Source organism: Aromatoleum anaerobium, from assembly GCF_012910705.2.
GTDB classification, from domain to species: Bacteria; Pseudomonadota; Gammaproteobacteria; order Burkholderiales; family Rhodocyclaceae; genus Aromatoleum; species Aromatoleum anaerobium.
The window spans coordinates 288,158-310,385 of sequence record NZ_WTVG02000038.1 but is presented as its reverse complement, the minus strand read 5'-3'; the positions used below and the strand labels follow the sequence as shown (position 1 = coordinate 310,385).

Annotated in this window: 16 protein-coding genes and 1 pseudogene; 9 read left to right on the top strand and 8 right to left on the bottom strand. The window is 64.1% G+C overall.

All coding sequences use genetic code 11. The features are described from left to right. Positions 1–404: 404 nt before the first annotated feature. Entirely contained in the window at positions 405–2,918 is a 2,514-nt protein-coding gene (locus GO606_RS10385; RefSeq protein WP_211166632.1) for a hypothetical protein, read from the bottom strand. A gap of 119 nt (positions 2,919–3,037) precedes the next feature. Between GO606_RS10385 and GO606_RS10380 the strand changes: the two genes are divergently transcribed. Further along, positions 3,038–4,162 (top strand): ISAs1-like element ISAzo3 family transposase, encoded by a 1,125-nt coding sequence (locus tag GO606_RS10380; protein WP_169120938.1) that lies wholly within the window; start codon positions 3,038–3,040, stop codon positions 4,160–4,162. A gap of 77 nt (positions 4,163–4,239) precedes the next feature. On the opposite strand, the gene GO606_RS10375 is transcribed toward GO606_RS10380, so the two are convergent. From GO606_RS10375 to GO606_RS10360, 4 genes and pseudogenes are all read right to left on the bottom strand, one after another. After that, positions 4,240–6,384: an McrB family protein gene (locus tag GO606_RS10375; protein WP_169119552.1), complete on the bottom strand. Its 2,145-nt coding sequence runs from the start codon at positions 6,382–6,384 to the stop codon at positions 4,240–4,242. A 103-nt stretch (positions 6,385–6,487) separates the two neighbouring features. Beyond that, complete coding sequence (locus GO606_RS10370; protein ID WP_169119551.1) at positions 6,488–6,925, bottom strand: hypothetical protein; 438 nt, start codon at positions 6,923–6,925, stop codon at positions 6,488–6,490. A gap of 134 nt (positions 6,926–7,059) precedes the next feature. Further along, entirely contained in the window at positions 7,060–7,329 is a 270-nt protein-coding gene (locus GO606_RS10365; protein ID WP_169119550.1) for a hypothetical protein, read from the bottom strand. Positions 7,330–7,450: 121 nt separating this feature from the next. Beyond that, positions 7,451–7,835: pseudogene (locus GO606_RS10360) on the bottom strand (transposase); the annotation flags it as partial. Positions 7,836–8,006: 171 nt separating this feature from the next. Here GO606_RS10360 and GO606_RS10355 point away from each other — a divergent pair. Both GO606_RS10355 and GO606_RS10350 read left to right on the top strand, forming a co-directional pair. After that, on the top strand, positions 8,007–8,285 hold the full coding sequence (locus tag GO606_RS10355) for a type II toxin-antitoxin system RelB/DinJ family antitoxin (RefSeq protein WP_169119549.1): 279 nt from the start codon (positions 8,007–8,009) through the stop codon (positions 8,283–8,285). Beyond that, positions 8,257–8,577: a type II toxin-antitoxin system YafQ family toxin gene (locus GO606_RS10350; protein ID WP_169119548.1), complete on the top strand. Its 321-nt coding sequence runs from the start codon at positions 8,257–8,259 to the stop codon at positions 8,575–8,577. Before GO606_RS10355 ends, GO606_RS10350 begins: the two co-directional genes overlap by 29 nt. Positions 8,578–8,702: 125 nt before the next feature. Here the strand turns inward: GO606_RS10350 and GO606_RS10345 are convergent, their stop codons facing one another. The 3 genes from GO606_RS10345 to GO606_RS10335 form a co-directional block, all read right to left on the bottom strand. Beyond that, on the bottom strand, positions 8,703–10,517 hold the full coding sequence (locus tag GO606_RS10345) for an ABCB family ABC transporter ATP-binding protein/permease (protein ID WP_169119547.1): 1,815 nt from the start codon (positions 10,515–10,517) through the stop codon (positions 8,703–8,705). Between the two features lie 29 nt (positions 10,518–10,546). Further along, complete coding sequence (locus tag GO606_RS10340; protein WP_169119546.1) at positions 10,547–11,182, bottom strand: LysE family translocator; 636 nt, start codon at positions 11,180–11,182, stop codon at positions 10,547–10,549. Between the two features lie 118 nt (positions 11,183–11,300). Continuing rightward, positions 11,301–11,918 (bottom strand): hypothetical protein, encoded by a 618-nt coding sequence (locus GO606_RS10335; protein ID WP_246979477.1) that lies wholly within the window; start codon positions 11,916–11,918, stop codon positions 11,301–11,303. A gap of 182 nt (positions 11,919–12,100) precedes the next feature. Between GO606_RS10335 and GO606_RS10330 the strand changes: the two genes are divergently transcribed. The 6 genes from GO606_RS10330 to GO606_RS10305 all read left to right on the top strand — a co-directional run bounded on the left by GO606_RS10330 (position 12,101) and on the right by GO606_RS10305 (position 22,223). Then, entirely contained in the window at positions 12,101–14,602 is a 2,502-nt protein-coding gene (locus GO606_RS10330; protein ID WP_169119545.1) for an acyl-CoA dehydrogenase, read from the top strand. Between the two features lie 14 nt (positions 14,603–14,616). Then, a complete protein-coding gene (locus GO606_RS10325) occupies positions 14,617–15,897 on the top strand; it encodes an acetyl-CoA C-acetyltransferase (RefSeq protein WP_169119544.1) in 1,281 nt (426 codons plus the stop codon). Then, positions 15,897–17,930, top strand: a complete 2,034-nt coding sequence (locus tag GO606_RS10320; protein ID WP_169119543.1) for a 3-hydroxyacyl-CoA dehydrogenase NAD-binding domain-containing protein — start codon at positions 15,897–15,899, stop codon at positions 17,928–17,930. Before GO606_RS10325 ends, GO606_RS10320 begins: the two co-directional genes overlap by 1 nt. Before the next feature lie 19 nt (positions 17,931–17,949). Next, positions 17,950–18,360, top strand: a complete 411-nt coding sequence (locus GO606_RS10315; RefSeq protein ID WP_169119542.1) for an acyl-CoA thioesterase — start codon at positions 17,950–17,952, stop codon at positions 18,358–18,360. A gap of 76 nt (positions 18,361–18,436) precedes the next feature. Continuing rightward, a complete protein-coding gene (locus GO606_RS10310) occupies positions 18,437–19,708 on the top strand; it encodes an OmpP1/FadL family transporter (RefSeq protein WP_169119541.1) in 1,272 nt (423 codons plus the stop codon). Between the two features lie 121 nt (positions 19,709–19,829). After that, a complete protein-coding gene (locus GO606_RS10305) occupies positions 19,830–22,223 on the top strand; it encodes a 3-hydroxyacyl-CoA dehydrogenase/enoyl-CoA hydratase family protein (RefSeq protein WP_169119540.1) in 2,394 nt (797 codons plus the stop codon). Positions 22,224–22,228 lie beyond the last annotated feature (5 nt).

Genomic DNA, 22,228 nt, shown 5'->3' with positions numbered 1-22,228 from the left:
GCACGTGATCACCATTTTGCATTGCTACTGGTCAGTCACTGGCATTCGATGCGATCAGGCTGTGCAAAGGTGATGATCGCTGGAGGGGGACTGCCCGGATGTGTCAGACGACCCACTCCGGACGATCGACCGCTCGCGGGTTCTACGGCAGCTTTCTGGGGAGAGTCGCCGTCTGCCGACGAGCACTGTGCTGCGGCTCGTCGGCCCGACCGGTCATTGAGGACTCGACCCCTTTTGGTGAAGCTCAGTTGAACTGATTTGTCGCGTTCAAATTCATTGGCTTGCCGCTGGGGATGTCTGATTCTCGGCGCACCGGCGAGTTTTTACACGGCTTCGGCCAATTGCAACCATTGGCTTCCTCGGGGAACGCAATGGCATGCAAATGACCTACCTCGCTCATTCGCTCAATTGAACTCTGCATCAAAATAGGAGCCACAGCCAGGGCAAATCACATTAGTCACTTGATCGGCGACGGTGTTGTGGTACGTCCACATCGTACCGTTCTTAAACAGCGGTGCCGCACAGTTGTAACAGTGGGTTCTTTCAGTCCTGACGCCGCAGTGTTTGCAATCGAGAAGCCAACTCGGTGCCCCACTTTTTGTATACTTTGCTTGGACTGCGGAAGAAACATGGCGTTCGCCACAACCAAAGCAGAAGCTGTGGGATGTCCAGGTGATGTTGCCATAATCATCGCGCCCTTCCTGCGGTACAGTGAATGCATTCTGGAATACTATCGTCAGCAGGCGTCTGAGGTGCTGGGTCGCGTGCGCGCCGGAAGATGCCACCCCCGTCTGTATCCAGCCCTGACGATGGGATTGCGTACTACCGTAGTCACAATGTGCCCCCCATTCGAGCGGTGAAGTCGCGGGATGTACTGTGGACTCACAGGGTTGCAGGATAAAGACCCTTCCGCTTTCCACAGCCTTGTCATAGCCCTTCGCCAGAACCAACTCGTCCAGCATGCTGCGTAGGCCACCGTTCTTCCAAGTGCTCCTGAACTTGGCGTCCATCACGATGCCGCCGAGCCGCCCACTTTTCTGATCGAAACGCCTGGACCGCTCCTTTCCCGAAGAGATTACCTCCAGAACAAAATCGGGCCGGCGCCCCGTTGGCATGTCTGCCTGGCAGGTGAGGACTACCTTCATTTCCAGGTCATCGCGCGAAAACTCGAACCTGGCGTTGCTAGTGCGAGCGAGCGAGGCCGCGACCAGCTTTTCTTCCCAGCCACATTCGGGCTCGAACTTGAAGTCATGCGTCAACAGCATGAAGATCTTCAGCAGGCACCATTTTTCATATATATCACTCGCATGAAGAATCCCGATGCTGCTGATCTCTTCCAGTTTCGACAGATCCAGTCCGCCGCGCTCAAAGAGCTCGCAAAACTTATTGAATGCTGACAAACAGGCTGCGTAATCGGGGTTGGAGACAAATCGCATTCCGGTCGGAAAGCTCGAGTTGCTTGAAACTCCCAAGCGGTCGAGTCCAGCGTCGGTTTCCGCCAACCTTCGCGCTCCCCATCCTATTTCATCAATTGACGAAGAAATAGATTTCCTTCTTTTGAGAGATCGCTCAACTCGTCGCTCACCTGCGTCTGCTTCGCGCTTAAGCTCGCGCCGTTCATTACCAGAGAGACGAACAAGCCAGTTGCTCTTTTCCAAGCCCCGTCTCTTCTCCGTTCTTTTCTCAAGCACATCCGTTTGCGGTACAACTTCATGTACCGAGGTGAATGTGAGCTTTCGAAACCGCTTCTTTTTTGCCGTCTCCTGCACGCGGGAGTCCACACCACCTATGATTGTAAAGTTTCGGCAGAAGTGAAGACTCCCCAGAATTAGCTCGAAAAAACCTTCAGGCAGCACAACAACTCTGTAGTCGACCTCATCATCTGCGTTGCTCCCGCTGCCATTCTGTCGAGAATAATAAAAAGAAAAATTCTCATAATATCTGTGCCCAATGCGAATCGGAATCTGGCCAAGTCGACCAAACGCACAGCCCGGCAGCTCTTCGAAGTCCGCAAGCGCATCCAGCTTCCGTTTAATCTCTTCCGTCTGCTGATCGAACACGTCGGGATCAACAGGGCGCATCTCCATTTCACGATTGCGTCGGGCGCGCTCAATCTCCTGTGAAGCCAGCCTGTCAAGAAAGCCCGCCTGCAGCGACGCAGCCGAAACATACGCATCGGCCACTTTCACGGAAACCGCCAACATGTGTCGTAGGTAGCGATTCTCGGCTGTGTTCGCCGACTCGTCGAAGACCCTGCCCGTCAGCTGGCGGGCTGCTGGATTACGCGCATACTCGCGAAAACTCGCCATGTTGTAGCGCACCTTCGCGATCGGCCGAGGCGCCTGCCCCTCCCGAATGGTGACAGCGGGAGATGCCAGGACCCTTTGCGACGCAGCATGCAACTCCTCCAGCGCGTCAGCGAGCTCGGTCCCAGCCCCAACCCCGGCACCTTTACCAGTTGCTGTGGCGCCGGCGGCATCGTTCATGATCATCCAGAGAAGATCGCCCCGAAAGTCGTCGACATACGCCTGGATATCGGCGCGACCGAAGGTCGACAGGCGATTTTCAACCCGCAGCATTACATCGCCTATCCTGATGCTGTAGATGCCTGAGCTCCGTTGAAGCTCGCTCAGGTGACGCTTGTCGGCATGATCCCAACCATCATTTCGCAACCACCAGAATCCATCGCCACGCGGATCTGCAACCCGCAACATAGGGGTTTCCTGCCCCGATGCCGTCATGAACACAGGCACAATTTCTTCGAACTCAGTCCCGAGGCGAATACCGAGCCACGGATGAAAGTCGTTGAAGATCGTGCTTTCAACAACAAACCCACCTTCTGCGTACGACTCAATCTCCAGCGGAAGCGGTGCAACCTCGATTTTCCTGGCGACGCCTTCCGACTGCCAGTCGATCACAGGGCAATCGCACCTAAAATGCATAACCGATACAGGTAAACCGTTTACGATCATGCGCTTAGCGAGCCCCTGTTCACAACGTCATATTTTGTGTAGCTTACTGTCTTTTTGGGACTCCCATGAAGACAGGCCAGTTGATGCCCGTGAGCGAAGTGTTCGTGTCGGTACCCGACCCGCGCAGCAAGCGGCAGGCCAGGCACGATCTGTCCGAGTTGCTGACGGTGGCGGTGTGCGCGGTGCTGTGCGGGGCGAACGATTTCGTGGATGTGGCGCTGTGGGGCAAGTCCAACCTGGCCTGGCTGCGCAAGTTCCTGAAGCTCAAGGCGGGCGTGCCCTCGCATGACACGTTCTGCCGGGTGCTCGCGATGATCGATCCCGCGGCCTTCGAGGCGGCCTTTCTGCGCTGGGTGGGCGTGCTGGTGCCGGCGCTGGCGCCGGACAGCGTGGTGGCCATCGATGGCAAGACCAGTCGGCGCAGTGGCGGCAAGGATACGTCGGGGCCGTTGCACATGGTCAGCGCCTTTGCCGCCGGGATGGGTCTGGTGCTGGGGCAGCGCGCCACCGATCAGAAGAGCAACGAGATAACAGCGATTCCCGAGTTGCTCGCCATGCTGGCGCTCGAAGGCACCATCGTCACGATCGATGCGATGGGCACCCAGGCAGCGATTGCCCGCACCATCCGTAGTCGTGGCGCAGACTACGTGTTGTGCGTCAAAGACAACCACCCCACGCTGACCGACTCGATTCTGCTCACCCTGGCCGGCGTGGCGGAAAAGATCGCGCCGGCTTCGCATTTCGAAGAACAAACCAAGGGCCACGGCCGTGTGGAGGTGCGCCGCTGCTGGGCCTATGATGCGGTCAGCCAGTTGTACAAGTCCGAGCAGTGGGCCGGGCTGCAATCGTTTGCGCTCGTCGAGCGCGAACGCACCGTCGACGGCAAGACCAGCGTCGAGCGCCATTACTACATCAGTTCCCTGCCCGCAGATGCCGCCAGAATTGCGCAGGCCGTGCGCAGCCATTGGGCGGTCGAAAATCAGCTTCACTGGTCGCTCGATGTGCAGTTCAACGATGATCAGTCCCGTGTGCGCCGAGGCTATGCGGCCAACAACTTCGTGGTGCTGCGCCACATCGTACTGAACCTGCTGCGCCACAACACCACCCGCAAGGCCAGCATCAAGTCCAAGCGACTGCTCGCCTGCATGGAGGATGACTTTCGCGAAGAGTTACTCGGGCTGGCCATATGAGCGCCTCGGGTTATGACAAAACGGTGCAATTGCCCTGCAGTCGATCATCAGGTAGCGAGCTTCGATTTCCGGAAACATCATCGGGCCCAGAAGTTGGCGATGCCGTTGTTGCCTTCTGAGCGCGCGATCAGTTGGTCCAAGGCCTCGACAGCAGACTCGGTCACCTTGCTCTGGTCAAGACCATCCAAGGCTTGTGCCAGTGAATCCCTGAGACTGATCAGCACATTCCGTCGTTTCTGGCCATTGGTCGCAACCTTCTCCACATCGAGGATAATTTTTGGGAGAATTTTGTGTAGCACGACATTGTTCAAAGCAGTCACGGCTCCAATCTCCGCTTCCTCTCCCCTCCGGATGTAGTTGAGCGATTGCCGGATTGCCCGCAGGCCGAACTCGACGCCCAGCGGGTCGAGATAGTTCCGCGCCAAACCGACCAACAGTCTTACATGCGGATCGGCCTGATCGAAGTTCGGATACTCTTCGCGGGTACCGATGTCAGTGGCCAGCAGCTTCATCGGCAGGCCCAGATCCAGCTCGAACTCCTCCAGTTCGCCCTCAACCTCATCCCAGTCCAATAACACCGGATTGCGGAACCGCATAATGTGCGCACGGTCGAGGATCTTGGGCGAGAGATAGTGCGTGGTCTCGTCCACGTTGATCGCACCGATAATCCAGACGTTCGATGGAAACCTGAATCCGGCGGGAATGTCGATTAGCCCCGAGATCGCGCGCCTGATCTTCGCGTGGTGATTGAGTAAAGTATCAGCCTCTTGAAAGCCCGCTAACCTGCGAAGCTCAAGGTTGGCCTCGTCATGCATCAAGATATCGTTGAACGAGGCGTCGCCCGGCAAACCAGCGCGCCTCCTGGCCTCTTCCTCCAGTGCCAGGAAGATTTTGTTGTCGATAACGGCCTGCCGCTCTTCCGCCGCTGAGTACAGGTGGATCCACGGTGCCTCGCCGCGCGTTTCAAGCAAACTCAGGAAGTCGGCGAAGTAGTACTCCACGCGCGCGAGGTTCATTTCGTCGAGGCAGATGAAATGGGGAATCTCTGGCTCGCGGGCAGCTTCTAGCAGTGCCAGCAAGAACTGTGACGGGTGGTAGCGTCGCTCAATCGGATTGTAGTAGCCCAGCAGGTCGTCCGAGCCGGTCCAGTTGGGCTTCACCGGCACAATTGTGCAGCGCCCCCCAACAGCGGCGGCAACAGCCTTCACCAGGCTACTCTTTCCGGAGCCCGAATCCCCCGCGAGCACGATCAGGTCGTTGGTACGCAACAGGGTGATGAAGTCGAGCAGTTGCGCACGGGTATAGCGGATGCCCTTGTGCCAAAGATGCGTCTGGATATACGAAGCCAGCCGCTGGAAGTTTCCTGCAATCACCTCTCCGTAACAATGCCCTTTACGTTCGTCGGGCTTCCCTATGTGCGGAAACACCTTTTCTAGATCAGCCTTGTCAACGAGATCGAGAGCGATCATGCGTTCGCCTCTCTCCCTGAGTAGGGCTTCCAGTTCCCGGACCCTTATTTCCAACGCATCTCTCCTATGCATGAATTGCGAATTGAGCGCTTCGATGCACTCCATCCGCTCGCTGACTTCGCGCTTTAGTCGGCCGACTTCGTCGCCAAGCAACTGCTTCTCCGAGGCGACCTCTTCGAGCATCGAACGTGCCGCACACAACTTCTCGTTGGCCTCGGCCGTCTCATCGGCCAAGCGTTCGTCAATGGCCTGGCGAGCTATCTCCACGAGCAGTGGCACCGACTCCGAGTCAATGCTACGGATCCCCCAGCTTTCAGGGGTATGGCTCAGCGCCACCAGAGTACCGCGACGGACCTTGCAAGCGAATGGATCGCCTCTCTTCCGTCTTTCTTCAAGTGGCGACAGATCCAATTCGGCAACCGTGTAGGTCGTGGTTCCCCAGCGGTTCTGAAGATCCTTGATCTCCGATGCCGGCACAAACACCCTTTGGTGCACTCTGGAATTGCCTAACGGAGATCCAAGCCTGGTACCTGTCTCGGCATGATGCAACTCCTCCAGGAACCCAAAAGATTCCGCTTCGGCCAGTCTCAACCGGCCAATGACTCTAATATGCGCGGGGTCATATTGATCCCATTCTCGGGCAAGATATTTCCGCAGATCCGCCTCTGACCAGGTGAGCGATGGCGGCTCCTGGTCAGACCTGTCTCCGCGGGTAACATCGAAAGCATGCTCTATAGTTAAGTCTGAAGCCATTCAATCTCCTTAGCGAAATCGGTGCCACCAGCAGCTGGCCATACCACTAGGTTGTAGTTCACGCCCCGGCGCGTGAACTCTGCTTGCATCCACTGAACGAACTTCATGACCAACTGGACGAAGACCAGGAGGACTCTCTTCTTGATGTCTGTGGTTGACCACTCGTGCCGAACCTCTTGCGGCCGGCCGAATTGATCCTTTCCCTGCGCGAAGATGTGGTACTGCTCGCACGGAAGCAAGGGGGATCTGACGGAAGCGCGTTGACCTTGTTCTTCAGCCCGTCAAGTGTCGATTGCTCAAGCACGTACTTGCGCCTGTGCGAGTACCGATTTCGAACTTCGTTAACCTTCTCCAGAATCTCGACATACTCCGAAGCCATGCCCAGGTTGCGTGCGACGACAAGCTTGGTCTTGAACGGCACAAAGGTTCCAGCGAACAAGTCATCGGTCCCCGTTAGTCGGCCACACCAGATGTTGAGAAACTCCTCAAGGATGAGGTGAGCTCGCAATACGACGCTGGCCTCGTCGAGCGAGTTGAACATGACTAGGTAGTCTTCATGGTCGAAAACTCGCGCGAAGTCACCACCAACTGCCACGTGGGTCACCGGACTAGAGATAGGCATTATGGGCTTCAGATGGACGAAACTCGGCCGAGCAAATTGTTTTTTTAGATTGCTTACCCACGAAGCAACGGAATTAGGACGGCAAGAGCCATAGCTGCAAAAGGGAAAAACCAAGGCAGTAATGCCAGGCTCTTTTGAGAAATGCTTAGCGGTGGTGTTATGCGCGCCTTGATGAAACGGGCAATTGTAAACTCGCAGAATAGGATGTACCCGATTATCACATACAGCGTCATGAAGGCTGGAATGAAACCGCCACCACTCAAGAAGACTATGGCAACAAGGCCAATAGCGAAGAGAACTCTAGCCGTGACCAGCTTGAACATATGAACTTTCCCTTCTTAGTTTGTTTTCGCGCAAATGACAAATGCGTAATGCTTAACGCGGTCAGTATCCTGCAGGAATTATAGCGTTCTTCGCGCTTCTCGACGCCCTGTTGGCCCGCATCGCCCAGTGCGCTTTGATCGCCTCGAAGATCTTGCGCGTGAGCTCGTGCGTCTCCAGCAGGCGGCGAGACTTCAACAGGGGGGCGCGTCGGGCGCGGTCTCGCGGGCAGATCGATGCCGACGAAGGCGCGGGTCGCCTAGCTGTCGTAGATCGCGTCCTGGATCCCTCCGTCCGACAATCCAAACCACTGCTGGGCGACATACATTCGCAGCATCCGCGCCACCCCAATCGGCGGTTGGCCGCGCGCCGTCACCTTCGGGTAGAACGGCTCGATCTCGGCCACCAACCTTACCCACGGCGTCACCGCCGCGATCTCGGCGAGGAAGCGGTTGCGCCGCGTCTGCTCCTTCTTGGCGGTGACTTGCACGCAAATGCTGTCGGGCAGGTTTCAGGTTAGAAGGGCTGTTCGAATGGCTGGTCAGTCGAACTAGCGAAGGACTCCTCCTGGCCGTTATGAACAGCTGTGCATAACGGCCACGACCTACCGTTCGTCCGTCTGGTCACTTGACTGTATCGCATCAGAGATACAGAATGCGTGGAAATGGAGGATCCGGCTATGGCCCATTCCACGATGCTGCATGTCCGGGTGGACAACGAAATCAAGACGCAAGCCAGCGAGGCTCTGGCAGCCATGGGGCTGTCGGTGTCCGATGCGGTGCGTATCCTGCTCAAGCGCGTGGTCAACGATCAGGCTTTCCCGTTGGAACTCAAGGTTCCGAACGCGAAAACCCGTGAGGCGATGGAAGAAGCCCGCGCGATGATGACGGCCCGCGCTGCGCGTTTTGACTCTGCTGATGCCCTGATCGATGACCTTGAAAAGGCCCGCCGGCAGTAAGCGGGCCACGCCGCCCAAGGCGTGCGACTACACGAAGACCTTCCTCAAGGACTGGGACCGCCTTTCCCGCTCGGGCCGTTACGACCTCAAGCGGCTGAAGGAGGCGATGCTGCTGCTCATCGCCAATGACTCGCCTCTGGGCCCCGAGTGGCTCGATCATCCGCTGAAGGGGAACTGGGCTGATCACCGGGAATGTCACATCGGCGGCGACTTTCTGCTGATCTACCGGCTGAATGGCGATGTCATCATCTTCGTGCGTGCGGGTACGCATTCTGAGCTGTTCGAGGACTGACGGGCGGCAGTTGCGGTGCACGGCCGCTGTACTTTGTACGGCGACCCCGACAAATGCTGGTCAAGCCAGTGCAAACCGGTGCGCAAGACGAATGCATGCATGGTCAAGTACATGCAATTTCGCGGTCATGCCGCGCTCGCGGCTTCCTCGCCTTCCTGCTGCTGCAGCGCCCACATGCGCGCGTAGTCGCCGTCGCGCGCGAGCAGTGCGGCGTGCGTGCCGCGTTCGACGATGCGGCCCTGGTCGAGCACGATGATCTCGTCCGCGTTCATCACCGTCGATAGCCGGTGCGCGATGACGAGCGCGGTGCGGCCTGCGGCGGCAAGCTCCATCTGCGCCTGGATCGCCTTTTCGGTCTTCGAGTCGAGCGCCGAGGTTGCTTCGTCGAAGATCAGGATCGCCGGGTTCTTCAGCAGCGCGCGGGCGATCGCGACGCGCTGCTTCTCGCCGCCGGAGAGCTTCAGGCCGCGTTCGCCGACGCGCGTCTCGAATCCGTCCGGCAGCCGCGCGATGAAGTCGGTGAGCTGCGCGGCGCGCGCCGCGGCCTCGACGTCCTCGCAGCTCGCTTCCGGGCGGCCGTACTGGATGTTGTAGAACAGCGTGTCGTTGAACAGCACCGTGTCCTGCGGCACGATGCCGATCGCCGCGCGCAGGCTCGCCTGCGTGAGCGCGCGCAGGTCGTGGCCATTGACGCGGATCGCGCCGCCCTGCACATCGTAGAAGCGATACAGCAGGCGCGCGAGCGTCGACTTGCCCGACCCCGAATGGCCGACGACCGCGAGCGTGCACCCGGCCGGAATCTCGAAATCGACGCCGTGCAGGATCGGCCGCTTCGGGTCGTACGCGAAGCTGACGTTCTCGAAGCGCACCGTCGCCGGACCCGGTGGCAGCATCAGCGCGTCGGGCGCGTCGGCGATCTCGCGGTGCTCGTGCATCAGCCCGAACATGCGTTCGATGTCGGTCAGCGCCTGGCGCAGTTCGCGGTAGATGACGCCGAGGAAGTTCAGCGGGATGTACAACTGGATCAGGAAGGCGTTGACGAGCACGATGTCGCCGATCGTCATCGCGCCGCTGGCAACGCGGGTCGCGGCCTGCCACATCATCAACGTCACGCCGACGGCGATGATCGCCGCCTGACCGACGTTCAGCGCCGACAGCGAGAGCTGGTTCTTGACCTGCGCGTTGGCCCATTTCTGCATCTGCTCGTCGTAGCGGCGCGCCTCGAATTCCTCGTTGTTGAAATACTTCACCGTCTCGAAGTTCAGCAAGCTGTCGATCGCCCGCGCGCTTGCGGCCGAATCGAGCTCGTTGGCCTGGCGCCGCAATGCGGTGCGCCAGTTCGTGACCTTCACCGTGAACGTGATGTAGATCACCAGCGTCGTGAGCGTGATGATCGCGAACACCGCGTCGTACTGCGCGAGCAGGATGCCGATCACGAGGCCGATCTCGATCAGCGTCGGCAGGATCGAGTACAGCGTGTAGCTGATCAGCGACCCGATCGAACGCGTGCCGCGCTCGATGTCGCGCGTGAGTCCCCCGGTCTGGCGCTCGAGGTGGAAGCGCAGCGACAGCGCGTGCAGGTGGCGGAATACGCGCAACGCGATTTCGCGAACGGCCTCCTGCGTGACGCGCGCGAACACGAGTTCGCGCAGTTCGGTGAACAGCGAGCTCGAAAAGCGCAGCGCGCCGTACGCGAGCAGCAGCGCCGCCGGCACGACGATGAAGGCCTGCTGGGTCGTCAGCGACAGCGTGTCGACAAGGTGCTTGAAGATGATCGGGACGGTGACGTTCGCGCCTTTCGCCGCGATCAGGCAGCTCAATGCGAACAGCACCCGGCCCTTGTAGGCCCAGATGTACGGAACGAGGCTCTTGAGGGTCTGCCAGTCGTGGCGATGGGTCGGTTCGGGGCCGGGCAGGGCGGTGGCGGGGGCGCGTCTCATGGCCCGATTCTACTGCACGCGCCGCGCCGTCACCCCCGTCGTCCGCCGAGCAGCAGGTTCGCGGCGAGCCCGATGAAGATCATGCCGGTGACCCGGTCGAGCCACGGCCCGAGCCGCGGCCGGCGCGCGAGCAGGCGCCCGATGCCGCCGGCGGCGAACGCGATCGCGCCGAACACGACGACCGTCTGCGCCGCGAACACCGCACCGAGCACCAGCATCTGCGCCGACGCCGGGCCGGCCTCGGGGCGCGCGAACTGCGGCAGGAAAGCGAGGAAGAACAGGGCGACTTTCGGGTTCACAGCGTTCGCGATGAAGCCTCGCGCGACATAGCGGCGCCACGGCAGCGCCGCCGCCTCACCGCGTTCGGCCGCCGCGATCCCGCCGCTCCTGAGCGCCTGCACGCCGAGCCAGAACAGATACGCCGCGCCGGCGAGCTTGAGCGCGAAGAACGCGTTCGGCGACGCGAGCAGCAAGGCGCTGACGCCGAGCGTCGCCCACAGCGTATGCGTGAAGCAGCCGAGCGCGCAGCCGACGGCGATGCCGAAGCCGGCGATGCGCCCGCGCGCGAGGCTCTGGCCAAGCACCATCAGGTTGTCCGGGCCAGGTGCGAGGGTGATCGCGACCGACACGGCAAGGAAGGCCAGCAGCACGTCGAAGGGCAGCATGTTCAGGGCATTTCTGTGAAGAGGCTTTAATTCTGGGGGCGCCGAATCCCGCAGTCAAACCACAGCTTTGCGCCCGCAGAAATTGCCGGAGCCGATTCGGGCTCTGGCCTTCGGCCCGTTATTGAATCTCGCCCACCGGCTGCCAACCCGGATGATCGAAATAGCGGCCGTAATCATTCAACGCGCTGACAATCGGCGCGACGCCTTCACCTCGCGCGGCGCCCGCCGTCTTGCCGCCGAATCGGTCTGCGCCATCCTGCAATTGGACGAGGAGTTCGTGCAACACGCGGTCCGCTTCCGGATCGAGCTTGCAATTGCCGACAATGTATTCGATCTGGTGTGTCACCGCAGTGCCGACGGCGTTGTAATGTCCGTCGCCGAATTGGCCGGATCGAATCAGCGGGATATACGGTTCGACGATCTTTCGGATCGTCGTCATTCCCTGCCGCAGTGCCGGATCGGTCGCCATTCTGTCTGCGTCGATCGCGTTCGCCGTGCCTTGCTCGGTTTGCAGCGCAGTGACGGTCGTGCTGGCCGTCGCGGTTTCCGCGGCCGACGACACGGGAATCGGCCCGAAAATCGCCAGCCCGGCCGCGATCGCAAAGGCGGAAAGATGAAGTTTCGTGCGTGCCATGATTGTCTCCCGGTATGGTTCATTGATGGCCGGATCTCGACCATGAGGCGATTTTCGATGAGGTCGCCTGAACGGCGACTGAAGAACGCATTCAGCGTGCATTCATGATCCGGAGCGCATCGGACCGTCTCGCGCGTGTCGCCCGACTTGCCCCGCTCCGCCCATGCGCTCACACTTCAGACGACTTGCCCGGTGCAACCTGCCGTCTTCCGCGCGCGCTCCCACGGGACCCGGCGGGAGACGCGGGAATGCCGCGAGCGGGTCGGCGTAATCGAGGAGGCGACATGGTCTGGTTGCTCATCGTATTGCTCGTGCCGATTGCCGGCGCGCTTGCGTACCGGCGCGCCGCGTTTCCCGTCTGGGCGGCGGTCGGCTTTCTGTGGCTCGTGCTGTTCGCGGCGGTGCTCGGTTGGTCGTCGAATGCGACGATCGTCGCCCTCGTCCTGTACAGCCTCCCGATCGGCCTGTTCCTGATCCGGCCGCTGCGCCGGGAACTCGTCACCGCGCGCATCTTCAAGGCTTTCCGCGGCGCGCTGCCGTCGATGTCGCAAACCGAGAAGGATGCGCTCGAAGCGGGGACCGTGTGGTGGGAAGGCGAGCTGTTTGCGGGCAGGCCGGACTGGGCGAAGCTGCTTGCGTATCCGTGGCCGACCCTCACCGCCGAGGAGCGCGCGTTCCTCGATAACGAGACGAGCGAGCTGTGCCGGCTCACCGACGACTGGGCCGCGACGCAGCGCCAGGACCTGTCGCCCGAAGTGTGGCGCTACATCAGGGAGCGCGGCTTTCTCGGCATGATCATCCCGAAGGAATACGGCGGGAAAGGCTTCTCGGCGTTCGCGCATTCGCAGGTCGTGACGAAGCTGTCGACGCGCTCGTCGGCGCCGGCGGTCACGGTGATGGTGCCGAACTCGCTCGGGCCTGCCGAGCTGCTGCTGCATTACGGCACGCCGGAGCAGAAGGCGCATTTCCTGCCGCGGCTCGCAGCCGGCGTCGACATCCCGGCGTTCGCGCTGACGAGCCCGTGGGCCGGGTCGGACGCGGCATCCATCCCGGATTCCGGAGTGGTCTGCAAAGGCATGTGGCAGGGGCGCGAAGTGCCCGGCATGCGCGTGACGTTCGACAAGCGCTACATCACGCTCGCGCCGGTCTGCACGGTGTTCGGGCTGGCGTTCCGCCTGTACGACCCGGACGGCCTGCTCGGCGGCGAGCCGGACCTCGGCATCACCTGTGCGCTGGTGCCGGCCGAACACCCCGGCGTCGACGTCGGCCGGCGCCACCTGCCGCTCAACGCGGTGTGGATGAACGGGCCGGTGCGCGGGCGCGACGTGTTCATGCCGCTCGATTTCATCATCGGCGGGCCGAAGATGGCGGGCCAGGGCTGGCGGATGCTGATGGAGTGCCTCGCGGCGGGGCGTGCGATCTCGCTGCCGGGTTCGAACACCGGCATGCAGAAAATGACCGCGCGCGCCGTTGGCGCGTATGCCCGCGTGCGGCACCAGTTCAGGACCGCGATCGGCCGCTTCGAGGGCGTCGAGGAGGCGCTGACGCGCATCGGCGCGAACACCTACCTGTCCGATGCGGCACGCATCATGACGGCCGGCGCGATCGACCTCGGCGAGAAGCCGTCGGTGGTGTCGGCGATCGTCAAGTACCACGTCACCGAGCGCGCGCGCCAGACGGTCAATGACGGGATGGACGTCATCGGCGGCAAGGGCATCTGCCTCGGGCCGCAGAATTTCCTCGGCCGCGCGTACCAGCAGATCCCGATCGGCATCACCGTCGAAGGCGCGAACATCCTGACACGCAGCCTGATCCTGTTCGGCCAGGGCGCGATCCGCTGCCATCCGTTCGTGCTCGACGAGATGCACGCCGCGCAGGACAACGATCTGGCGACGTTCGACCGCGCGTTCTGGGGGCACATCGGCTACACCCTGTCGTCCGCGGTGCGGGCATTGGTGATGGGATTCACCGGCTCGCATTTCGTCGCTGTGCCGGGCGGTGACGCCGATGAGATCGCGCCCGAGACGCGGCGCTACTACCAGCAGCTGACGCGCTTCTCGGCGGCGTTCGCGTTCCTCGCCGACATCTCGATGGGGACGATGGGCGGCGCGTTGAAGCGCAAGGAAAAGCTCTCCGCGCGGCTCGGCGACATCCTGTCGCTGATGTATCTCGCGTCGGCGGTGCTCAAGCGCTTCGAAGCCGAAGGGCGGCAGGCGGCGGACGCGCCGCTGATGCACTGGGCGATCTGGGACTGCATGTTCCGCGCGCAGAACGCGTTCGAAGGCGTCATCGCGAACTTCCCGAACAGGTTCTTCGCGACGGTGCTGCGCCGGCTCGTCGTGTTCCCGCTCGGACGGCCGTACGTCGTGCCGTCCGACGCGCTCGGCCACGAAGTGGCGAAGCTGCTGATCGAGCCGTCGCCGACGCGCGACCGGCTGACTGCCGACGTCTATCTGCCGGACGACCTCGACGAGCCGGCCGCGGCGCTCGAAGCCGCGCTCGCCGCGACGATCGCAGCCGAGCCGGTCGAGGCGAAGCTGAAAGAGGCGCGCCGGCACGGGCGCTTCGACCCGGGCCTGATCGTCGGCGGCGGCGTCGATGCGGTGTGGCGCCGCGCGCTCGAAGCCGGCGTCATCAGCGACGCCGAATTCGCGCTCGTCGAGCGGCGCAACGTGCTGCGCGACAAGGTCATTCGCGTCGACGATTTCCCGTACGATTTCGGCCTGCGCGAAGCGCTCGCCGAAGTCGGGCCGAACGATTCGCGCCCGCTGTGTGCGGTCGCCTGAGGAGCTGCCTGCGCATGAGCCCCGGCATCTACATCATCGACGGCGCCCGCACGCCGTTCCTCAAGGCGAGGAACGGCCCGGGACCATTTACCGCGTCGGACCTCGCAACCGCCGCCGGCGCGGCGCTGCTCATGCGCCAGACGTTCGCGCCCGACGAGCTCGACGAAGTGATCCTCGGCTGCGCGAGCCCGTCGCCGGACGAGGTCAATATCGGCCGCGTCGTCGCGCTGCGGCTCGGCTGCGGCCACAAGGTGCCGGGCTGGACGGTGATGAGGAACTGCGCGTCCGGCATGCAGGCGCTGGATTCGGCGATGATGAACCTCCGCACCGGCCGCTCGGGCCTCGTGCTCGCGGGCGGCGTCGACGCGCTGTCCCGCGCGCCGCTGCTGTTCTCCGACGCGATGGTGCGCTGGCTGTCGGGCTGGTATGCGGCGAAGACAGTCGGTCAGAAAGCGGCTGCGCTGCACAGCTTCCGCCCGGTTGATCTCGCGCCGGTGATCGGCATCATGAAAGGCCTGACCGATCCGGTGGTCGGCCAGCTGATGGGCCAGACCGCCGAGAACCTCGCGCACCGCTTCGGCATTTCGCGCGCCGCGATGGACGAATACGCGGTGCGCAGCCACCGCCGCGTCGCCACGGCGCAGGATGCCGGGTGTCTCGGCGAGATCGTGCCGCTGATCGACCGCGACGGCACGCTGTACAAGGACGACGACGGCGTGCGGCGCGATTCGTCGGTGGACAAGCTGGCGAAGCTCAAGCCGTTCTTCGACCGCAAGTACGGCCGCGTCACCGCCGGCAACAGTTCGCAGATCACCGATGGCGCGGCGTGGCTGATCCTTGCGTCCGAAGAGACGGTGCAGCGCCGCGGCCTGACGCCGGTCGGGCGCATCGTCGATTGCGAATGGGCGGCGCTCGACCCGGCGCAGATGGGGCTCGGCCCGGTGCACGCGGCGACGCCGCTGCTTGCGCGTCACGGGCTCGGCCTGAATGACGTCGATGCGTGGGAGATCAACGAAGCGTTCGCCGCGCAGGTCATCGCGTGCCTGCGCGCGTGGGACGACGCCGACTATTGCCGCGACGAGCTCGGTCTCGCGGCGCCGCTCGGCCGGCTCGACGAGGAGCGCCTGAACGTCGATGGCGGCGCGATCGCCATCGGCCATCCGGTCGGCGCGAGCGGCGCGCGCATCGTGCTGCATCTCGTGCAGCGACTGCGCCGCGACAATCTCTCGCGCGGCATCGCGAGCATCTGCATCGGCGGCGGACAGGGCGGCGCGATGCTCGTGGAGACGGTGTGATGAGAACGCACTACGAACACCTGCGCCTCGTGCGCGACGAGGGGGATGGAGAGGGGGGCGGAGACGGCGTCGCGTGGCTGTACCTCGACCGCGCCGGTGCGGCGACGAACACGCTGTCGCGCGACGTGCTCGACGAACTCGCAGCCGTTCTCACTGTGCTCGAAGCGCAGCCGCCGAAAGGGCTCGTCATCGCGTCGGCGAAACCCGCCGGCTTCATCGCCGGCGCCGACATCGAGGAATTCACGCGCCTCGACTCGCCGCAGGCGGCGCGCGAGCTGGTCGGCCGTGGCTGGGAGCTTTTCAACCGGCTCGCGCGCCTGCGGTTTCCGACGCTCGCGCTGATCCGCGGCCACTGCCTGGGCGGCGGGCTGGAACTCGCGCTCGCGTGCCGTTACCGCGTCGTCGTCGACGAGCCCGCGACGAAGCTCGCGCTGCCCGAAGTGATGCTCGGCATCGTGCCCGCATGGGGCGGCATGAAGCGGCTGCCGGCGACGATCGGCGCGCCGGCGGCGCTCGACCTGATGCTGACCGGAAAGAGCGTCGATGCACGCCGCGCGAAACAGATCGGGCTCGCCGACGAGTGCGTGCCGCTGCGCGTCATGGAGAACGCCGCGCGCATGCTCGTGCTGTCCGGCCAGCGGCGACAAAAGCCGGCCCTGACGCTGCGGCTGATGAACGGCCCGCTGAAGTCGATCGTCGCCGACCGGGCGAGGAAGCAGGTCGCGTCGAAGGCGCCGCGCGAGCATTACCCGGCGCCGTACGCGATCGTCGACATCTGGCAGCGCTTCGGCGGCAACGCGCTCGCAGTGCCGGCCGGCCACCCGGCATCGCTCGAAGCGATTTTCCGCTCGCCGACGGCGAAGAACCTCATTCGCGTGTTCTTCCTGCAGGAGCGGCTGAAAGGTTTCGGCAAGAGTGATGACAACCGCGGCGACTTCGCGCCGCGCCACGTGCATGTCGTCGGCGCCGGCGTCATGGGGGGCGACATCGCGGCGGTATGTGCGCTCGCGGGCATGACGGTGACGCTGCAGGACCAGACTGTCGAGCGCATCGCGCCGGCCATCGGCCGCGCCGCGAAGCTCTTCGAGCGCAAGCTGCGCGGCGATGCGGCAACGAAAGCGAGGCAGGTGCGCTTCGCGCTCGACCGGCTGATCCCCGACCCCGACGGCCATGGCATGCGGCGCGCCGACGTCGTCATCGAGGCGATCTTCGAGAATCTCGACGCGAAGCGCGCGCTGTTTGCGGACCTCGAGCGCCGCGCGACACCCGACGCCGTGCTCGCGACGAACACGTCGAGCCTGCGCATCGAGGACATCGCGGCCGGGCTCGCGAACCCGGCGCGCCTCGTCGGCATCCACTTCTTCAACCCGGTCGCGCAGATGCCGCTCGTCGAAGTCGTCGCCGGCGAGGCGTCGGACGAAGGTGCGCTGCGCTGCGCCGCGGCATTCGTCCGCCGCCTCGACAAGCTGCCGCTGCCGGTCCGCAGCGCCCCCGGCTTCCTCGTCAATGCGGTGCTCGGGCCGTACATGCTCGAAGCGCTGCGCTGCGTCGAGGAAGGCATCGCGCCGGAAGCCGTCGACGCGGCACTGGTCGCGTTCGGCATGCCGATGGGGCCGGTCGAGCTCGTCGACACGGTCGGGCTCGACATCGCGCTGGCTGCCGGCAGGGCGCTCGGCGGGGGCGCGGTCGCGGTGCCGAAACGGCTTGCGGAACTCGTTGCCGCCGGTCATCTCGGCCGGAAGTCCGGCCAGGGCTATTACCGCTGGAGCGACGGCAAGGCGCAGAAAACCGCAGTCGACACGGTCCCCGCGGGGCTCGCCGCGCGCATCGTCGCACCGCTCCTCGCCGCGGCGCGCCGCTGCGTCGATGAGGGCGTCGTTGCCGATGCGGATCTCGCCGACGCCGGCGTGATCTTCGGCACCGGCTTCGCCCCTTTCACCGGCGGCCCGCTGCACTATCTGGCGTCCGGCGGGGAAAAACCGCTCGACGCGGCATCGGCACGCCGGGATGATGCTATCGTTTCGGCCCGATGAATTCCTGGAAAACAAGCTGATGTCCGATGTTTCAACGACTGCCGTGAAATTGCCGAAGAACCGCCAGCCGGCGCTGCGGGTGATGCCGATGCCGGGGGACCTCAACCCCGCCGGCGACGTGTTCGGCGGCTGGATCATGTCGATGGTCGACATCGCCGGCGGCATCGCCGCGCACTACCGCGCGCGCGGCCGCTGCGCGACGGTCGCGGTCAACGCCTTCACGTTCAAGCAGCCGGTGTCGGTCGGCGACCTGGTCAGTTTTTATGCCGACGTGGTGTCGGTCGGGCGCACCTCGATCACCGTCGATGTCCAGGTGTTCGCCGAGCGCAATCCCGAGAGCCTGTTCGTCGTGAAGGTCACCGAGGCGAAGCTGACTTACGTGGCGCTCGACGACCACGGCAACAAGCGACCGGTGCCGCCGGCCGAATGAGCGGCGCCGGGCAGCCGGCGCGACCGTGCGAAGGCAGTGCTAGACTTGCTGATGGCATGACAAGGAGGCGACACCCATGCATACGACGATGATTGCCCGGGCAGTCCCGGCGGCGCTGCTGACGATGGCTTCCGGGCTGGCCTCGGCTGCCGGTTTCCAGCTGCTGGAGCAGAACGCCAGCGGGCTCGGCAACGCCTACGCGGGTTCGGCGGCGGTCGCCGAGAACGCCGCGACGATCTTCTTCAACCCGGCCGGCATGACGCAGCTGCAGGCGCGCGAAGCGTCGTTCGGCGTGGCGGCGGTGCGGCCGAGCTTCGAGTTCAGCGACAAGGGCTCGCAGAGCGGCGTGCTCCGCGGCGAAGGCGACGACGCGGGCGGGTGGGCGGCACTGCCGAACGCCTACCTGTCGTGGGCGCTGAACAAGGATCTGTATGTCGGCGTCGGCCTGAGCGCCCCGTTCGGCCTCGTCACCGATTACGACGAGTCGTGGGTCGGCGCGGCCCAGTCACTGAACTTCGAGATCAAGACCTACAACATCAACCCGTCGATCGCGTATCGCGTCAATGACAAGCTGTCGCTCGGCGCCGGCCTGAACTGGCAGCGCGCCGAAGCGGAGTACGAGCGCATTGCCGCGGTCGCCCCCGGCCTCAGCACGACGTTCGCGACGCTCGATGTCGACTCCGATGCGTGGGGCTGGAACATCGGCGTGTTGTTCACGCCGTCGCCGTCGATGAAAATCGGGGTCTCGTACCGTTCGAAGATCGAGCACGAGCTCGAAGGCGACCTGAAGCTCAAGGGCACGCTCGCGGGCGCCGTGCCGCAGACGACCAGCGGCAAGGCCCGCGCGGATGTCGATCTGCCCGACACGCTGATCATGAGCGTCGCGCAACAGCTCGACGAGCGCTGGGAAATGCTCGGCGACCTGTCATGGACGGGCTGGAGCAGCATCAAGAAAGTCGACATCGACCGGCGCTCCGGGCCGCTGTCGGGCGTCACGGTGCAGACGCTCGACACCGACTACCGCGACAGCTGGCGCGTCGCGCTCGGTGCGAACTACAAGCTCAACGATGCCTGGAAGCTGAAGTTCGGCGTCGCCTACGACCAGGCGCCGGTGAGGGGCAGGGATCGCCGGCTCGTCGCGCTGCCGGACAACGATCGCACCTGGTATGCGCTCGGCGCGCAGTGGAAAGCGACGAAGACGACGACGCTCGATGTCGGCGGCGCTTATCTCTACGTGCGCGACACGAAGATCGACAACGACCAGAGCGCGGCAGGACGCGGGCGCGTCACCGGCGAATACGAGTCCGACGTCTGGATCTTCGGCGCGCAGTACTCGATGGCGTTCTGATCGCCGCAGGGGCAACGGCCGGCCGGTTCCGTTCCCCTGAAGCAATGGCAGGATTTCCGCCCGTGCATCGGCTCGTGTCGCACCGGTCATGCCGGGGCGAGCCAGGATCTGGAGAACTCGCATGAGCAAGCTGATCATCCGCAAGGTCGCCGTCCTCGGCGCCGGCGTCATGGGGGCACAGATCGCGGCGCATTGCGCGAACGCCGATGTGCCGGTCGTGCTGTTCGACCTGCCGGCGAAGGACGGCCCGCCGAACGGCGTCATCGAACGCGCGATCGCCGGCCTGACGAAGCTCGACCCGGCGCCGCTCGCGGCGAAGGATCTCGCCGGCCATATCGACGCCGCGAACTACGACACCGATCTCGAACGCCTGCGTGACTGCGACCTCGTCATCGAGGCGATCGCCGAGAAGATGGAATGGAAGCTCGACCTGTACGCGAAAGTCGCGCCGTATCTGCGCGCCGACGCGATCTTCGCGTCGAACACGTCGGGCCTGCCGATCGGGAAGCTCGCCGAAGGGCTGCCCGAGTCGCTGCGCCAGCGCTTCTGCGGCGTGCATTTCTTCAACCCGCCGCGCTACATGGCGCTCGTCGAGCTGATCCCGGCGCCCGCGACCGACCCATTGATGCTCGACGCGCTCGAAGCGTGGCTCGCGACGCGGCTCGGCAAGTCGATCGTGCGCGCCAAGGACACGCCGAACTTCGTCGCGAACCGCGTCGGCGTGTTCTCGATCCTCGCGGTGATGCATCACACGGCGCGGCTCGGCCTCGGCTTCGACGAAGTCGACGCGCTGACCGGCCCGCTGATCGGCCGGCCGAAGAGCGCGACTTATCGCACCGCCGACGTCGTCGGTCTCGACACGCTCGCCCACGTCATCGACACGATGCAGGCGACGCTGCCCGACGACCCCTGGCACACCTGGTTCCGCCAGCCGGACTGGCTGCAGGCGCTGATCGCGAAAGGTGCGCTCGGGCAGAAGACGCGCGCCGGCATCTACCGCAAGGACGGCAAGAAGATCCTCGTGCTCGATCCCAGGACGGGCGACTACCGCCCGAGCCGCAGCGACATCGTGTCGGAAGTCGCGACCGCGCTGCAAACGCTGAACACGGCCGAGAAGTTCGCGTGGCTTGGCGCGAGCGGGCTGCCCGAGGCGCAGTTCCTGTGGGCGATCTTCCGCGACCTGTTCCATTACTGCGCGGTGCATCTCGACGAAATCGCCGACAGCGCGCGCGACATCGACCTGGCGATGCGCTGGGGCTTCGGCTGGGCGCGCGGGCCGTTCGAGACCTGGCAGGCCGCGGGCTGGGCGGACGTCGCGAAAGCGATCCAGATGGACATCGACGCCGGCCGCGCAATGACGAAGGAGCCGCTGCCGGCGTGGGTGTTCCTGCGCGGCAGCGTGCACGAGGCGGCAGGCTCGTATTCCGCGCGCGACAACCTCCTTAAAGCCCGCCCGACGCTGCCGGTCTATCGCCGCCAGCTCTACCCCGACGCGCTGCTCGGCGAAGCGCCGGCCGACCGCGGCGAGACGCTGTGGGAGAACGGCGGCGACGCAGACGGCGTACGGCTATGGACGCGCCCGGACGTCGACGCCCGCATCGGCATCCTGTCGTTCAAGGCAACGCTGCACGCGATCGGCGACGAAGTCATCGACGGCATGTGTGAGGCGATCGCGCGCGCCGAACGCGACCTCGACGGCCTCGTGCTGTGGCACGACGCGCCGTTCGCAGTCGGCGCGAACCTGCAGCAGGTCGCCGAGGCGTGCAAGGCCGGGCAGTTTGCGCTGCTCGACGGCAAGGTCGCGAAGTTCCAGCAGGTGTCGATGGCGATCCGCCACGCGCAGGTGCCGGTCGTCGCCGCGGTCGAGGGGATGGCGCTCGGCGGCGGCTGCGAGTTCGCGATGCATGCGGCGCACCGCGTGCTCGCGCTCGAGAGCTACGTCGGGCTCGTCGAAGCCGGCGTCGGCCTGATTCCGGCCGGCGGCGGCAGCAAGGAATTCGCGCTGCAGGCGCACCGGCGCGCACAGCACGCCGCGGGGCGCGACGTGTTCCCGTTCATCCAGCAGAGCTTCCAGACGATCGCGATGGCGACCGTCGCGAAAAGCGCGCTCGAGGCGGTGCAGCTCGGCTTCGCCCAACCTTCGGACGACGTCGTGATGCATGCGCGCGAGCTGCCGTACGTCGCGATTGCCCGCGCGCGGGCGCTTTTCGAGGCCGGCTGGCGTCCGCCGCTGATCAACCGCGCGGTGACGGTCGCCGGGCGCAGCGGCATCGCGACCTGCGAGCTGATGCTCGTCAACATGGCCGAAGGCGGCTTCATCTCGGAACACGACTACAAGGTCGCGAAGGCGGCGGCGACTGCGCTGTGCGGTGGCGAAGTCGAGACGAATGCGCAGGTCGGCGAGCAGTGGATCCTCGACGTCGAGCGCGCGCTGTTCGTCGAGCTGCTGAAGACCGAAAAGACGCAGCAGCGCATCGCGCACATGCTGGAAACCGGCAAGCCGCTGCGCAACTGAGAGGG